This is a genomic window from Echinicola pacifica DSM 19836 (assembly GCF_000373245.1).
Classification (GTDB): Bacteria; Bacteroidota; Bacteroidia; order Cytophagales; family Cyclobacteriaceae; genus Echinicola; species Echinicola pacifica.
In genome coordinates this window covers 150,464-167,171 of sequence record NZ_KB890756.1, presented here as the reverse complement: position 1 = coordinate 167,171, position 16,708 = coordinate 150,464, and the positions used below count along the sequence as shown (strand labels likewise).

Sequence of the window (16,708 nt, the reverse complement as noted above, 5' to 3'; positions counted from 1 at the left end):
TCTTTTTCTATTGGGTATTCATCTTGTTTTTGCATTTGGAGTCCTTCTTAGTCGGAGATTGGAATATAATCAGGTAGTTTAGGAAAAGAGTCCTATGCCCTTCGGCAGAACTGCCTATTGCTAGCCTGATATTCCGGATTGGAGCCTCCTTTTAGAGATCTTTATTGTTGCCCCGATCCACTTATTGACCAATGCATATTTGGTTTTAAATCTACTGATCGCCTGCGGCAAATCTGTACTGTAGTATATGGTTTTGGGCTCTTCCCCCACAGTACAGTACAGAGAATTGCCTGAAAAGGATAATTTTATGCTTTTAAATTTAGTCATCAAAAACGACCCAAATTTTACCATTATATTCTATGAAAGTTAGACAACTCCTGAAACCCGGCATGATCGGGATCCTAAGCCTAAGTCTGGCCTGCTCGCCAGAAGCAGCAAAAGAGCAAAAAGCAGAAACACCAGCTGTACTTACCGATACCAATACCCCGCTGCATCTGCTGGAGCCAGACTATCCTGTACCTTATGGATTTCCAGAACAGAAGGAAGTGAAGGCGGTAATTGACCGGGTGTATGATTATTTGGCGGCCAGCACCCCTGCCAGAATCTTGGACAAAAAAGACGGAACTGCCCTATCGGACTTTAGCAAAGTGGATAATAATTCTGTGCTGGATCAGGGAGATTTCAGACTGCTGAGCTATGAGTGGGGGGTGACTTACTCCTCCATGCTGCTGGCTGGCGAGGTGACCGGAGACGATCGATATACCAATTATACCAAGGAAAGAGTGAAGTTTATTGCAGACCTCTATCCTCATTTTCAGCAGGTGGAAGGCAAGGAGCATGCATTACATTCGGTGCTTTACCCTGGAGCTTTGGATGATGCCGGAGCGCTGTGTGCCTCCTTTATCAAGGCCGATCAGGCGGGGCTGGATGCCAATGTGCAGCCGGTGGTAGATAATTTTATGAATTATATCATGACCAGCCAGTTCCGACTGGAGGATGGTACCCTGGCTAGAAATCGGCCCCTGAAGAATACCCTCTGGCTGGACGATATGTATATGAGTGTGCCCGCCATCGTCCAGATGGGGAAATATACAGGTAAGCAGAAGTATTATGATGAGGCCGTGCGGCAAATTAAATTATTCTCTGGCCGTATGTTCAATGAGGAGAAGGGGCTCTATATGCATGGATGGGTCCAGGGAATGGATGTCCATCCACAGTTTCACTGGGGAAGAGCCAATGGCTGGGCTATCCTGACCAAAGTGGAGGTTTTGGAAGCGCTGCCTGAAGATCATCCTGGCAGACCTTTCATCTTAGACCTATTACAAAAACACATCAAAGGCCTAGCGAGATTGCAGTCGGGCTCTGGCTTCTGGCACCAGCTGCTGGATCAGAATGACTCTTATCTGGAAACTTCCGCCACTGCCATTTATGCGTATTGCATCGCTAAGGCGGTAAATGAAGGATGGGTGGATGATCAGGCTTATGCCCCTATGACGCTTTTGGCATGGAATGCCGTAAGTACCATGGTGAATGACAAAGGACAGGTGGAAGGAACCTGCGTGGGTACCGGAATGGGATTTGACCCTGCCTTCTATTACCATCGCCCGATCAATCCTTATGCTGCCCATGGCTATGGTCCCGTGATCGCTGCCGGTGCCGAGGTGATTCGTATGTTGCAGATGCATGAGTTTGAGATCAATGATAGCTCTGTCCAATTATTAGATAAATCCTCCAAATAAGTCATCTATAACATTCAAGCTGCCTCATAAGTCACCTAGCCTGGATCACAGCTGCTTCCCACCCAAAAATCGGGCATGCAGCTGATTTTCGGATTCGTTCGGAAGCCAAGGCAAGGGGGAAATGAGGCAGCTTTATTTTTTTAATAGAGGCAATTCTGCCGGGAGACTGAGAGTCATATTGCCTTGATATACTTTTGATGGCTGGAAGCCTGCCCGGACCATTTCTGTCATTTCCCCGGATCTTCCTGCATTGCTCCGCACACTGAAGGATTCTGAAAGGCAGCAGGCTAAGGTCTAGAATGGATTTTTCAGCTCATTCCTTATTATTGATACCTTATTCACTTAGATATAAGCCCGTACTGTTTTCCTCTCTTATCCACAGGACTGGTATGAGCGGCTGGCTGATGCATATAGTGGGCCTGAGCGAAGAATCATTGGAAAGGTCCGTTATCATTATGACCCCTATTTGCATACATTTTCGTCCCCTGATCTTCTTCTTGGCTGTTTACCTTTGGAAGGTAATTTAACCGATAAACCCTAAGCAACTTATGTACAGACTCTTGATTTTAGGCTTACTAATGCTTACCGCATGTAGCGCCGACCCAGCCGATCAGTCCAAGGCTGCTGAGCCAGATAAGCCAGAACCGCTAATTATGAAAGCCCTCCATGTGTCTGGCAGCCAGCTGGTGGATGAGCAGGAGAAGCCCGTGGTGCTGCGAGGCATAAGTTTCGGCTGGCACAATTGGTGGCCTCGTTTTTATAATGCTGATGCGGTGTCCCACCTAAAGAATGATTGGAACGCCAGCGTAGTTCGTGCTGCCATGGGCGTGGAGCCCGAAGGTGCCTATATTGATCGCCCTGATTGGTCCAAAGAACGGATCGAAGCAGTCGTCGAAGCAGCCATTTCCGAGGATATTTATGTGATCATCGATTGGCATAGCCATCATATTAACCTGGAGGAAGCGAAGACTTTCTTTGCAGAGATGGCCAGGAAATATGGACATCATCCTCATGTGATTTATGAGATTTTTAACGAACCCGTGGATGACAGTTGGGAGGCGGTGAAGGCTTATAGTGAAGAGATCATCAAGGTCATCAGGGCAGAGGATCCTGACAATGTGATCTTGGTGGGCAGCCCTCATTGGGATCAGGATATCCATATAGCCGCCGATAATCCCATTCTAGGATATGACAATCTTATGTACACCTTGCATTTCTATGCGGGGACTCATAAGAAATCCCTGCGTGACCGTGCCGATTATGCTTTGGCCAAAGGCTTGCCTCTTTTCGTGTCGGAATGTGCCTCCATGGAAGCCTCGGGCGATGGGAAGATAGACCGAGCCTCCTGGGATGCCTGGCTGAAGTGGATGGAGCAGCATAAGATCAGCTGGCTGGCATGGTCGGTATCGGATAAGGACGAGACCTGCTCGATTTTCCTTCCTGCGGCCAGCTCAGGCGGCCCATGGCAGGATCAGGAGATCAAAGAGTGGGGGCTCATGCTGCGCGAATATCTGAAAAATCCATAGCCGAATCTAGCTGCTTATCGATTCATTTTCGTACGCGGAATCTGGGTTTCCTGCCAGAGATGCTGATCGTTGCGTTTCCAGTATTTTATTCGATCCTTACGGATCAAAATTGATTTTAGGTAAAAGAAAATTATAGGCTATAATAATGGTCCTCAGCAGTATGGCCTCGATGAGAATGAGGCCATACTGCTGAGGACTCTTGATGCAGCCAGCTTTAGGTCAATTTCTCATTAAAGAAATCGATGGTTCTCTTCCAAGCGAGTTTTGCGGCTTCGGGATCATACCTGGGGGTGGTGTCATTATGGAAGCCGTGGTTAGCCTCGGGATAGAAGTAAGCGGTATATTCTTTATTATTGGCTTTGAGTGCTTCTTCATAAGCAGGCCATCCGGCATTGACGCGCTGGTCGAGCTCTCCAAAGTGCAATAATAGGGGCGCCTCTATCTGTGGCACCTGATCAGCGGTAGGTTGGCTGCCATAGAAGGGCACTGCGGCTGCCAGCTCAGGAACCTCCACAGCCATCATATTGGATATCCAGCCTCCAAAGCAGAAGCCTACCACGCCGATTTTTCCGCTGCATTCCGGGTGGTTTTGGAGATAGGTGAAAGCTGCGATGAAGTCATTCAGCATCTCATTTCTATCTCTTTTTTGTTGCATTTCACGCCCTTCGTCATCATTGCCAGGATAGCCACCCAGCGGGGATAAGGCATCTGGTGCAATACTGATAAATCCAGCCATGGCGGCTCTCCTGCCCACATCAGCTATATATGGGTTCAGACCCCGATTTTCGTGAACCACGATCACACCTGGAAGCTTGCCTTTGGCATCTGCAGGACGTGAAAGTTGTGCCTTGATCTCCCCGCCTCCCTTGGGCGAATCATAGCTTATCGTTTCGGTATTGAGCGATTGCTCGTCCTGGGCCACTTGGATATTGTCATTATAATTGGGCATCAGGTAGCTGGTCAGCGCGGTGAGCGTGATTCCTCCCACCGCATAGGTGGAGAGCTTCTCGATAAATTCCCTGCGCTCTAGCTTACTGTGCGCATAAGCATCATAAAGGTCAAATACCTCTTGCTTGATATCCTTTTTATTGAGTTTTTTCATAAGACTGTAGCATTAGCTGGCAAAAAGAAGTTTAAGTGCCTCAGAAGGTAGGATTATTTGCTTTAATTGACAAGCAGAATAATCAAACTTTGGCCTGCAGGATAACGATTTACCAGCGTTTATCGCGCCCTTGTCTGGCTGCTCGGTAGGATGGGGATATAGGGATTTACCAGACCCCGGGGAGCATGCACCACCTCATATCCTCTTTTTGTTTTGAGGTAATAAGTCTCCTGACGGAAGTAATACACCTTGCCTGCATAGGCGATGCGCTGTGACCTGTTGGGCAATGCGCTAAGCGTAAGCCCTATGGGTGCTGCAGTCAGCAGATAGGTTCCTGCGGTATATCGGTAAAAATTGCCATCTGAATAATGATAGGGAAGGGATTTGTGATGGATGATGAGGCTGTTTTTGGGCAATGCCCTCACCGTTTTAAGGGGCTTTGTCTTTGGATGGTGGAGGATCGTCACCGTGGTTTTCTTCACCACAGTCCTGTTGTTCTTCTGGGCATAGCCAAATTGAATACTCCCTATAGTCACTATTGCTATAAGCAAAGCGGCTTTTCTGATCGATGATTTGATGTTTGTACCTGACATAATCTGCGGTTTTTGATTTGTCATTGGACTGAGCAAATCATCGGAAGGTTTAATATGGAGCAAATATTAGCGATATGAAACCAGGTGCTTTTTACCTCCCCGCTTAGCAGAGGAGAAGGGTGGGGGTTTGATAGATTTTGTATAAGGAATTGATGGGTAATGTAATTTATTGCCTTTAGGTAGGTTTCTCACAGGAGCGAGCGGAAATGCCTAAGGCTGTTTAACAGAGCATTCTTACTTCGTAGTTTCTGCAAGGCCTCCAGCATTAGTTCTTATAGGGCTTGCCAAAGTCGGGGCTGATGGCTTTTAGCGCTATGTCGGGATCTATATAGTCCTTCAAGTCTTCCATGGCGATTACCTGAAAGTCATTTTCCTTAAGGTAGTCGAGGTATTCCTCGAAGAGGGAAATAGGCGTATCGACCCAAGGATGTTCCAGATCGGGGACGCCATGAAGGGTGAGCACCACGATTTGCCCTTTCTTTGCTTGCTGGAGGGCCTCTAGGATTTCCTGCTTATTGTCTGCGGAGGTGGCCCAGCTGGGGATCAGATAAGGATGGTCGCTCAAGGGGTCATAGGCCCTGCTTCCTCCCGCCCGGGCAAATTCATAGCCTGTCTCCTCCAATACCTCCAGGGACAATGGGCTGAGGCCATAGCCTGGGTAGGCAAAATTTTTGGGCAGAGGGATGCCTAGCGAATCACATTTCTCCTCAATATAGCTTAGTTGCTCGATCATCTCGGGGCGGCCTAGTCTCTCCATATTCGCATGGGTTCGGCTATGATTGGCCACTTCAAAGCCCATATTATCCAAGGCTTGCATCTGCCTCCAATTCATATATTTACTGCTATCCGAAAAGTTGGGAGGAAATTCACAGACGAAAAAAGTAGCCTTAAACCCGTATTCTTTCAGCTTGGGTGCCACCACCGAATAGTGGCTGGCGGGGGCATCATCAAAGGTCAAAACTACCAGTTTATCAGGAATGGCTTTTTTTAGGATCTGAGACGGTGCCGGATGAGAAATAATAAGAGCTAGGAAAAATATAAGGGCTTTGGTCATAGGTCAAAGATAATAAGGCCGTTCCACTTTGGGTGGAGACGGTCTCTATTAAGTTTAAATTCCGTTAGTCCACCAGATGATAGACCTGGCTGGCCGCTAGCAGGAAGCAGCCCAGGCCATAATCTTCAAAATCAGGCTTGCTGGTATAGGTAACTGGCTGGCCGTCCTTAGGTTCTTTTCCCGTGCCCTGGAGGTATCCTAGGTAGCCATTGTCATGGATGGATTCCTTAGCGATTGCATTCCAGGCTTTGGTGATGGCGGGCATATAGACGTCTTTCTCGAGAAGGCCATTATTTACTCCCCAGGCCATGCCATAGAGAAATAAAGCGGTGCCCGAAGTTTCTTTTCCCTCATAGTGTGTAGGGTCATGTAAGCTCACATTCCAGAAGCCATCGGTTCGCTGCAGGGTCAGGGTGGCTTTTAGCATACGCTGGAGCATCTGTACATATTCATATCGGTGAGGGTCATCCTGTGGTAGGTATTCCAAGGTGCGCACCATCGCGGCCACCACCCAGCCATTTCCTCTGGACCAGTAGCAGTCGTTGCCATTAGGTTCCTGATAGGGAGGGAGGAAGTCGCTGTCCCGCCACCAGAGGTTGTCGGTTTCGTTGAAGAGGCCTTGGCGGACCTTGGTATCCATATACATCTGGTACATTCTTTCGGAGTACTTCTTGTCCCCGGTGAGGCTGGTGAGCTGCGCAAATACCGGCATTGCCATCTGCAGGGCATCTATCCAGTCCCAATCATCAATTTTATAGCTGTCCATCATGCCGTCTATAGAGGCTTGGATGTCCCTTATCCTTTCGGGTTTTGGCTCGATTTGATGGAGCATGATATAGGTCTGCCCTGCGCAGTGGTTATCAGCATGCCGGGTTTCCACATCATTTCGGAGTCCCCATTGGTGGGCTTCACCCCAGCTTACTGCGTAGTCATAGTAGGCTTTGTCGGGATGGAGTGCATAGAGCTCCATAAGGCCTTCATAATAGACCGCCCGGGTCCAGAGATTACTGGGGCGCTCTTTATTGGTGATGACATTTTGGCCCGGATCGGGCCATTTGTTCATGAAGTAGCGATTGGTCAGTACCATTTGCTCCATGATCTCAGATTTGGAGGGTAGTTGCTGAGCCAGGCTTAGGTTTGCCGTCAGCAGCATCGNGGCGAGCATTACAGCTAGTCGTTTTGATTGCATGTTATTTGGTGCTTATTGGTTAATTGCCTTTTGAGGAGACTCATCGCCAGATCATGATGAAGGAGCCTTCCTGATTTCCTAATCGTCTCACGGATACCATTTTAGTTTCCATGATAACCAAAAATACATTATTGCCCAGAATATAGTATGCTGATATGTACTGCTTTGCTGGGATTAGGTGGCAGGAGGTTTTGATTTTTTTTGGTCCTTATAGCATTTCGCAGGTTTTGGGAGGGGTAAATAATATAGGGTAATCGGGAAATAATACCCCAGACACCCTGGTTATGGAGCCAATTAAGGCTTCTATTACGCTTTCCTGCACCTGTGACTAAAAAAAACAGGTCAATTTTATAAGGGTAGGAGGAGCAAAAAAAGTATTAGTACTTACAATTTTTTCTATTCGCCAGCGTTTGGCTTGGTTTCGATCAACTAATCGATTTAGCGCATGATTTTTTGTACTGGCTGGGGATTAAGCCCAGGGTTATTTCTGTGCAATTATTGTCTTGGGGCTGGGATAATTCTGTCTATTTGTAATATTATTTTTGCATTTAAATAAATGTTTAAGGTACACTAAACCAGCATATACCAGTACACTTTTGGAGAGAGGCTTTTTTAAATTTCGGATAGCTTCGGTTTTTGCAGATGATAATATGGTGAGGATGACCTTCGTCAAAATAGATTCTTGTGATTTGCCAAAGCAGTTATTTGATTAACAATAACCTCAATAATCTATGAACAGCTTTACAAAACTGCTTTTAGCGTGTTTTAGCTTATCGATTCTCTTGCTTGCTGGATGTAAGGACGAGTTTGATGAGTATTACGCCAGGCCAGAAGGATTGGAAGGTCCCATCTATCAGGTGCTTTCCGACTCAGTACGGTTTCGGGGAAATTTCGACCATTATTTGGCATTGGTCGAGAAAGCCGGGTACAAAGAGACCCTCAGCACCGCCGGTTACTGGACGGTATTTGCCCCTACGGATGATGCTTTTGAGCAATATTTCCAAGCCAACAACCTATCGGGAATAGATGATATTTCCGAAGAAAAAGCCTACCAAATTGTTTCTTATTCCCTGATATACAATGCCTACAGTCTTAGGGATTTGGGGTTCTATCAAAAAGGAGCGGGACAAGATACCCTTTCAGCTTCCTTTCGTCGTAAGACGGCTTATTATAAAGGGGTCTATAAAGAAGAAGTAAGCGGACAGGAGCTGGACGTGGTCGATGCCAATCGTAATGGCTTCGATACCTATGCCTTGGATGACAATAATAATAAGTATATGCCTTATTTCATGCAGCACTATCTGGACAGGATGAACCTGACCGCTGATGATATTGAGGGATTTTATGATCGCCCCTACACAGGAGCGCAGGTGGCCAATGCCCTGGTGGTCCAGTCCAATGTGGTCGCCGAAAACGGCTATATTCATACCGTGGATCGGGTGATCGAGCCGATGCAGAATATTGCAGATTATCTGAATGACAAGCCACAGTATAGCTTGTTTAAGTCGATTTTGGAAATGGAATTTAGAACGCTGCAGAGCAATGCTGCACTTAGCTATGACGCTAATTCCTATCCTGAGCTGACTGAGCGCTATGCGCCGGTGTACAACCTCGGTGGACCAGTATATGTCAAGTCCTTTACCGGTGGCTACGCTTTTTCTCCCAATAATGAAAACTTCCTAAGTGGTGGCAATGACGCCCAGTCCGATAGCTGGACCTTGTTTGTTCCCGAAAACGACGCTTTACAGGAGTTCCTGGATGAGGTATTGCTCGAGTATTATGGGGCTCTCGCCAATGTGCCCGATCCCATCCTTTTTGACTTTGTGAATATGCATATGTGGCAGACCGCCCTTTGGCCAAGTCGCTTCTCGCTGATGACCAATACCCTGAATGAGGAAGCTCGATTTGACCCGGATACTGACCTTACCGATAGACAGGTCCTCAGCAATGGCCTGATGTATGGCACCAATAAGGTCCAACAAGGAAATTTCTTCTTTACCGTCTATAGCCGCCCTTATCTGGATCCGGATTATAGCATCATGCTCACCTTACTGGACAGTTATCGATTTACCATCTCCGATCCCGGACAGAATTTCGCCTTGCTGCTGATGTCCAATTACCAGCTCAACGAGGCGGGGTTTGAATATGATCCCAGTGCCAGAAATCAGTGGACCTATAATGGGGAATCTGCTCAGGCCTACGAGCGGCTAAATAGAATGCTGGAGCTCAGCATCATCAAGCTTGCCTCACCAGATGAGCTGGATGATCTGTCGGGCTCAGGGATCTTTGAGACGATGGGTGGTGAATATATCCGATATGAAAACGGGGAATTCTTTGCCTCTGGCAATGTGGAAAGCGGGGAGAATATCGTCATCACAGAAAGCGCCACTTATGAGGCGGTCAACGGGCGGGATTTTTATGGTCTTGGCCTAGCGACCTACACGGAAAAAGTCCTTGCGGAGATCATCTTTGAGACGCCGCAGTTCTCTAAGTTCGCAGAATACCTGCAGTACTCACCGCTCTATAATCCTTCCTCCTTGCAGATAGAGGGAGTGTCTCCGGGGCAGTTTTTTACGGTGCTTATCCCCTCGGAGGAGGCGATCAATGAGGCCATCGCAGAGGGTCGGCTTCCGGCAGATCCCCAGACTAGCGAGTCCACGGAGATCGAGCAGATTGCCGCTTTTATTAAGTATCATTTTGTGCCCAGAAACTCCATTGTGCCGGATGGCAAAAAGATCGTGAGTGAGAATGGTGAGGAGTTCAGCACCCTACTGGCGACCCTGGACGGGGATATCAAGAAGGTGCTGATCGATAATTCCGCCAACGGATTTCAGCCACCTTATACCATGACGGCGACCGATGTCAATGGCAATGTGGCCAATGTGCTGATCCCGAGCAGTAATGTCCTGGCCAGCTATGCGGTATTGCATCAGATTGACCGAGTATTAGAAAGTAACTAACCCCAAAAACCGAATAGTTCTTATGAAAAAAATTACCAGGAAACTAATAGGGTTTGTCATGGGGCTGACCTTGATATGTACAGGGACGCTGCATGCCCAGCAAGCGACGCAGACCCTTGAGATCGTGAAGGGCCAGGTCACAGACAAAGAGGATGGCTCCACGATCATCGGAGCCACAGTGGTGGAAGTGGACAGAAATGATGACCGTACCCTGAGAGGTGTGGCCACGGATATCAACGGTAACTTCTCCCTTCGTGTGAGTAGCAAACAGAACCTTGTCCGCGTGTCATTTATCGGATATAAGTCCGTGACGGTGCCCATCGATGGCCGCTCCGAGATCAACCTTCAGTTGCAGTTTAACATCAGCGACCTGGATGTGGCCGAGGTGACCGCGGAGAAGATGATAGACCAAGGCATGATGAAAATAGATGAGAGAGACCTGACTTCCTCCTCCACACGGGTGGATGCAGAGCTTCTCAAGGAGATGTCTGCTCTCTCGATAGATCAGGCCCTGCAGGGAAGAATGGCTGGCGTGGATATCGTATCCAATTCCGGCGACCCCGGCTCGGGTATGTCCATCAGGATTCGAGGAACTTCCTCCATCAATGGCTCCTCTGAGCCGCTTATTGTGGTGGATGGCATCCCTTTCCAGACCAATACCTCGGCTTTTGACTTTGCCAATGCCAATGAAAACGAATATGCGCAGCTATTGAATGTGGCGCCTGCTGATATCGAATCGATCACTGTGCTGAGAGATGCCGCCGCTACCGCCCTCTGGGGGTCTCGAGGCTCAAATGGCGTCCTGGTGATCACCACCAAGCGGGGAGATAAGGGCAAGCCTACCATCAATTATTCCTTTAGGGGCTCCTTGTCCCAGCAGCCAGGACAGATACCGATGCTGAATGGCGATCAGTATTCCACGCTTATTGCCGAAGGCTATATGAATAGCTTTGGCGTGCCGCTGAATATCTCCGCTAATAAGGAATTTTCTTATGATCCCAAGGACCCTTATTATTTCTATAATTATGGTAATAATACCGATTGGATCAGCGAAATCACCCAGCTAGGCTATATGTTTGACCATAATCTAGCCCTGTCTGGAGGAGGTGAAAAAACCCGCTACCGTGTATCGGTAAATAAAAACAACTCCGTGGGTACCACCGTGGGCACAGGTTATGACCGATTTGCCACTCGTATCAGCTTAGATTATCTGGTCTCCAGCAAGATTCGCGTGATGACCGATCTGGCTTACACTCACTCTACCACCGATCGCAACTGGGTGAATTCCAAAGATAGCCAGGACATCGTAAGGGGTGTAGCTTACGAGAAAATGCCGAATATGTCGGTATATGAATTTGATGAATATGGCAATATGACGCCAAATTTCTTCTCTCCGGAAAACAATATCCAGGGCTCATTCCCCGGAACCTATAATCCGCTGGCATTGGCCTCCGCAGCCTCAAACTCGGTGGAGGGAAATAGAATTATCCCAAAATTCACCTTGCAATACCATATCCGTCCAGACTTGATGTTCCAGTCAGATGTGGCCTTCGATATAAATAATACCCAGACGACGAGGTTCCTGCCGCAGATTGCGACCGGATTAGCACTCAATAATCAGAATGTAAATACCGCTAGTAATGAAGACTCTGACAATCTGATCACCCAGACCTTCAATAAGCTATACTATACTCCTGAGCTGGGAGAGAATCATAGCCTCTTGGCCATGGTGCTATTCACTACCTATGAAGGCCGTGGAGATGGATACTATGTGGGTACGACCAATTCAGCATCGTCTAATTTGCAGATGCCAGGCACCGTAAACCGGGATGATAATATCGCCCTTTCCTCGGGTACCTCCATTTCACGAGCCATAGGATTGGTCGCTAACGCTCAATATGGATTTATGGACCGCTATATCGTAAATGCTTCCATACGTCGTGATGGAAGTTCGAAGTTTGGCGAAAACCACCGCTGGGGCACCTTCCCAAGTATCTCTGGCCGATGGAGAGTATCCGGTGAGCCATTTATGGAGGACCTTTCCTGGATGAGCGAGTTTTCTCTAAGAGCCAGTTATGGCCAAAGTGGCAATACGCCAAGTAGAGATTACCTGCATTTCAGCACCTTCTCCAACCTGGCTTGGAACTACCTTGGAGAGACTGGCGTGGTTCCCAACAACCTGGAATTGACCAATTTCAAATGGGAAAATGTCGCTCAGACCAACTTCGGGTTTAACTTGGAACTGCTGCAAAGTAAGATAGTAGTGGGATTTGACTGGTACCTGAAGCGTACCACGGACCTGTTCTTGGACAACCTCCGCATTCCTAGTACCACTGGTTTCTCCACGGTCAATATGAATATTGGTACCATGGACAACCGTGGATGGGAACTCTCCGTATTCACCACGCCCTACCAAAAAGGCGACCTGCGGATCAATTTTGACTTTAATATCGCAAGAAACAAAAACATCATTCAGTCCATATCGGAATTATATCAGACCGATAACCTGGAGGCGATGCAGTCCAATGGCAATTATTATGTGACCATACAGGAGGGCAATCCGCTGGGATCTTTTTATGGGTTTAAGTACAAAGGCGTGTATAAAGACGGTGAATCGACCATCGCCACCGATGCCAATGGCAATTCCATCGTGGGTCCTAATGGTGACCCCGTTCAGATGATGTTTACCTACCCGACCATCGCTTATGAGTTTCAGCCTGGCGATGCCATGTATGAAGATATCAATCATGATGGAAATATAGACTATAAGGACATCGTATGGCTGGGAGATGCCAATCCCAAACTGACGGGTGGTTTTGGTCCGCGAGTGAGCTATAAAAACCTTCAGGTATCAGGATATTTCAACTTCAGGTATGGAGTAGATATCGTGAATAGCACCAAGATGCTCACGGAGAATATGTACAGCTATGATAATCAAAATGCCGCCACGCTGAACCGCTGGAGAAGACCTGGAGATGAGACTGACATGCCCCGGGCACTTATCCGCACCGGCTATAATTGGCTGGGTTCTGACCGCTATGTGGAGGATGGAAGTTTCATGAGGTTCAGGACGCTGACTGTTCGATACAGCATGCCCCGGCCATTCCTGGACAAGACCAAACTCGGTGATTTGAGCTTCTATGTGACCGCGGAAAACCTCTTCACCTGGACCAACTACACTGGTCAGGATCCCGAAGTAGGACTCCAAAGCACCAATGCGAACAGGCTATTCCAGATAGGATATGACAATGCTCGGACTCCTCCAGTGCGTACTTACACACTCGGAATAAATGCCAGGTTCTAATCAGATCACTAAAAACGAGACAATGATGATAAAGAAATATATATCCTATTCCTTATTTGCCCTTCTCCTCATGATGGGGGTCGGCTGTGATAGCTGGCTGGACCAAAGGCCCATAAATGGCGTGGTCAAGCAGGATTTTTGGAAGACCAAAGAGCAGGTGCGCTCCGCCCTTATGGGAGCTTACGCCTCCATGAATGGAAACTACCGTGGATACCATCTCGCTGAGAGAATGTTTGTCTGGGGAGAATTGAGAGGCTATATGGTAGCGCTGAATACTGGCGCCAGCTTCGATGAGATCCAAGTGATCTTAGGAAACATCCAATCGACAAATAGAATCAGTGATTGGAGTGGATTCTATGGCACCATAAACCTCTGCAATAATGTCATCGATAATGGCCCTGGCGCTTTGGACACCGATCCTACTTTCAAGGTGGAAGATCTTAATAATTATGTGGCTGAGGCCAAGGCGATTCGCGCAATGATGTATTTCTACCTCGTGCGTTCTTTTGGTGATATTCCACTTTCTATAGAAGCGGTGGATTCTGATGAAGACCAGCTTACCATTCCTAAGACTGCCCGGGCAGAGGTGCTCCAGCAGATCGTGAAAGACCTGGAGGAGGCTGAGCCCGAGATATATGCCCAGCATGAGACCAATGCAGACAGCAAGGGCCGCATGACCAGGTACGCCGTGAATGCGCTGCAGGCAGATGTATATCTGTGGATGGAAAACTATGAAGCCGCCGCTACCGCCGCCGATAAGGTTTTGGCGGGACCTTATGCACTCGTAAGACAAGAAAATTGGCTACAGGAAATATTCGTTCAGGGAAATTCCCAGGAAAGTATTTTTGAGATCCAGTATGCCGCGCCACAGTCCAATCCCTTCTATCCTATGTTTAGCACCACGATCGGACGCCGGTACCTGGCCTACCCCTCGGTGCTGGAGGAGACCTTCGGCTTTAGCATAGACAGTCCCGAGGATATTGACCTTAGGAGTATAGACGCTACGCTCAAATCAAGTGGCGAGATATGGAAATACATCGGCTTAGGGCCCAATCAACGTAGAGAGCAAACTGATTCCTATGCCAATTGGATCATCTATAGACTCGCCGATGTGATGCTGATGAAGGCAGAAGCCCTATCGCAGATAGGACGTGGAGAAGAAGCCCTGGAGATCGTGGCAGAAATCAGAGAACGTGGCGGGGCCATTCCAGAGACAGAGGAAAATCCCTCTGCCAGCAGTGCCAATGATATGGTCAGGTATATCCTTCGTGAAAGAGCCCGGGAACTGGCTTTTGAAGGGAAATGGTGGTTTGATCTGCTTCGGGTATCCAAGATGAATGATTACTCAAACCTGGACCTGTTATTAAATGCAGCCATTGTCAACGCTCCGGAAACCAATCTGAGTTCGATCCTGAACCAGCTGAGGGACACACGCAGCCATTACCTGCCGATCTATAATGTGGAGCTCAATGCGAACCCACTGCTGGAGCAAAATCCATATTACCTGAAATAAACCTAAACGACCGAAGATGAAAACTTTCTATATCACAAAACACTGGAGCAAAAACACCCTATGGTTGGTGGGCTTGCTTTGTTTAGGGATGTTTGGCTGCGAGTTTGAACCTCCCACCAATGTCAGTATCACCACCGATACCAATATCAGTGGCTACCTAAGACAAAATCCCGATGACTATTCCAACTTGTCCCAAATCCTCGAAATCTCCAATACGGAGGGCTATCTAGGAGCCTATGGAACCTATACGTTTTTTGCCCCGGATAATGAGGCAGTGGACGAATACTTGGTCGAGATGGGCACCACGCTCGATGCGCTCACCGAGGAGGAGGCTAAGGATATTGTGCGCTTTCACCTGATCACCGATACCCTTTCCACCGCTTCTTTTACCGATGGCAAGCTTCCGGTGCCCACAGAGTACGGCAAGTACCTGGTGACAGGAGCGGAGTTTACGGATGGGCAGACCTCCATCAGGGTCAATAGACAAGCCAATATTACCGAAAGTAATATCAAGCTGGGCAATGGCATTATGCATGCCATCGACCAGGTGCTTTCTCCACCGACGAAGTCTGCCGCACAGTGGCTTGACGAAAACCAACAATACTCTATATTCTCCCAGGTACTGAAAGAAACAGGCTGGTACGAAACCCTCAATGAGGAGCGTGCTGGGCAGTGGTTTACGATATTGGCAGAGTCAGATGAGACCCTGGCTGCGGCAGGATATACTAGCTATCAGGACCTCGAAGACCGCTATTCCAATACCGGTGACCCGACCAATCCTTCGGATAGCCTAAACTTATTTGTGGCCTATCATGTGATTCCTGATATCAAATATGTAGCGGATTTATTGACCGCCACGGCCCATCAGACGGAAGCACCTCAGGAGGTGGTGACGATCAAGCTGAATGGCGTGGAGGTACTAGTCAATGACGATGTTTTCTTTGGCGTATATGAGCCGGGCTCGCCCATCATCAGAGCTCAAAGTGACTTCTCCGTGACGAATGGAGTCATCCATTCGGTGGAGGATCATTTTGCGATCAAGCTCAGAGCCCCTACAGCCGTGTACTGGGATGTGACAGACCAGCCGGAAATCCGACAGATGACCCAATATTTCAGAGTCCCTGGCGCTCCTAACTATACCTTCAAGCTCGGCGAGCTGTCAGGCATGTCCTGGGGAGGTAATTTCGTGGATGCGATGGTGAATTACTATCCGCCAGCACTAAATCAGGTTTACTATGCCTTCGGTGACTATATGAGAATAGAAATCCAAGGCAACCGACTTACCTGGACGGAGATCAAAACACCAGTTCTGGTGAAGGGAAGATATAAGCTGTGGATCTGTCATTATGGTGACAAGTGGAACAATGGCGCAGAGCTCAAGGTGACTTTTGATGGACAGGATATCCCTGGTGCCAGATTATTGGATACCAAGATTAAGGCTCCTACAGATATGGCGGAAGATGAACTAGAGGCCAGAGGATGGAAAGAATACCTCACTGCTGGCTCCAATGGAGGCCGGATCATGGGCAGGTTCATTGGGACGATAGACGTGCAGACCACTGGGGAGCATATGCTTCGATTTGATAGAATTACCGGTATCGGCCGTAGTCAGGGTGGTTTATGGCTGGATATGATCCACTTTATCCCCGAGGGAGAAGATCAGCTTTATCCAAAATTTGCCATTGATGGAACACCTGTCTATAAGGTGGAGGAATAAAGAAGCGAAAG

General features: G+C 48.0%; 10 protein-coding genes. 6 read left to right on the top strand and 4 right to left on the bottom strand.

Annotated elements, in window-relative coordinates; translation table 11 throughout:
* The first annotated feature begins 359 nt into the window (after window positions 1-359).
* Window positions 360-1,739, top strand: coding sequence for a glycoside hydrolase family 88/105 protein (locus tag B050_RS0118035; protein ID WP_018475360.1), 1,380 nt, complete (start codon window positions 360-362; stop codon window positions 1,737-1,739).
* A 548-nt stretch (window positions 1,740-2,287) separates the two neighbouring features.
* Window positions 2,288-3,265 (top strand): glycoside hydrolase family 5 protein, encoded by a 978-nt coding sequence (locus B050_RS0118030; protein ID WP_229802466.1) that lies wholly within the window; start codon window positions 2,288-2,290, stop codon window positions 3,263-3,265.
* A 214-nt stretch (window positions 3,266-3,479) separates the two neighbouring features.
* Here B050_RS0118030 and B050_RS0118025 read toward each other — a convergent pair whose 3' ends face one another.
* The 4 genes from B050_RS0118025 to B050_RS0118010 all read right to left on the bottom strand — a co-directional run bounded on the left by B050_RS0118025 (window position 3,480) and on the right by B050_RS0118010 (window position 7,167).
* Entirely contained in the window at window positions 3,480-4,367 is an 888-nt protein-coding gene (locus tag B050_RS0118025) for a dienelactone hydrolase family protein (RefSeq protein WP_018475358.1), read from the bottom strand.
* A gap of 119 nt (window positions 4,368-4,486) precedes the next feature.
* The gene (locus tag B050_RS0118020) at window positions 4,487-4,960 is read right to left on the bottom strand and encodes a DUF6515 family protein (RefSeq protein ID WP_018475357.1); all 474 of its coding nucleotides are present in this window, start codon (window positions 4,958-4,960) and stop codon (window positions 4,487-4,489) included.
* A 265-nt stretch (window positions 4,961-5,225) separates the two neighbouring features.
* Window positions 5,226-6,014, bottom strand: a complete 789-nt coding sequence (locus B050_RS0118015; RefSeq protein ID WP_018475356.1) for a polysaccharide deacetylase family protein — start codon at window positions 6,012-6,014, stop codon at window positions 5,226-5,228.
* A 64-nt stretch (window positions 6,015-6,078) separates the two neighbouring features.
* A complete protein-coding gene (locus tag B050_RS0118010; RefSeq protein ID WP_018475355.1) occupies window positions 6,079-7,167 on the bottom strand; it encodes a glycoside hydrolase family 88 protein in 1,089 nt (362 codons plus the stop codon).
* Window positions 7,168-7,934: 767 nt separating this feature from the next.
* Between B050_RS0118010 and B050_RS0118005 the strand changes: the two genes are divergently transcribed.
* From B050_RS0118005 to B050_RS0117990, 4 genes are read left to right on the top strand one after another with little or no spacing between them, the layout of a single operon-like run.
* The gene (locus B050_RS0118005; protein WP_044202981.1) at window positions 7,935-10,163 is read left to right on the top strand and encodes a fasciclin domain-containing protein; all 2,229 of its coding nucleotides are present in this window, start codon (window positions 7,935-7,937) and stop codon (window positions 10,161-10,163) included.
* 22 nt (window positions 10,164-10,185) lie between these two features.
* Window positions 10,186-13,467, top strand: coding sequence for a SusC/RagA family TonB-linked outer membrane protein (locus B050_RS0118000; RefSeq protein ID WP_026236000.1), 3,282 nt, complete (start codon window positions 10,186-10,188; stop codon window positions 13,465-13,467).
* 22 nt (window positions 13,468-13,489) lie between these two features.
* Complete coding sequence (locus B050_RS0117995; protein WP_018475352.1) at window positions 13,490-14,980, top strand: RagB/SusD family nutrient uptake outer membrane protein; 1,491 nt, start codon at window positions 13,490-13,492, stop codon at window positions 14,978-14,980.
* Between the two features lie 16 nt (window positions 14,981-14,996).
* Entirely contained in the window at window positions 14,997-16,697 is a 1,701-nt protein-coding gene (locus B050_RS0117990) for a fasciclin domain-containing protein (RefSeq protein ID WP_018475351.1), read from the top strand.
* Window positions 16,698-16,708: the final 11 nt, after the last annotated feature.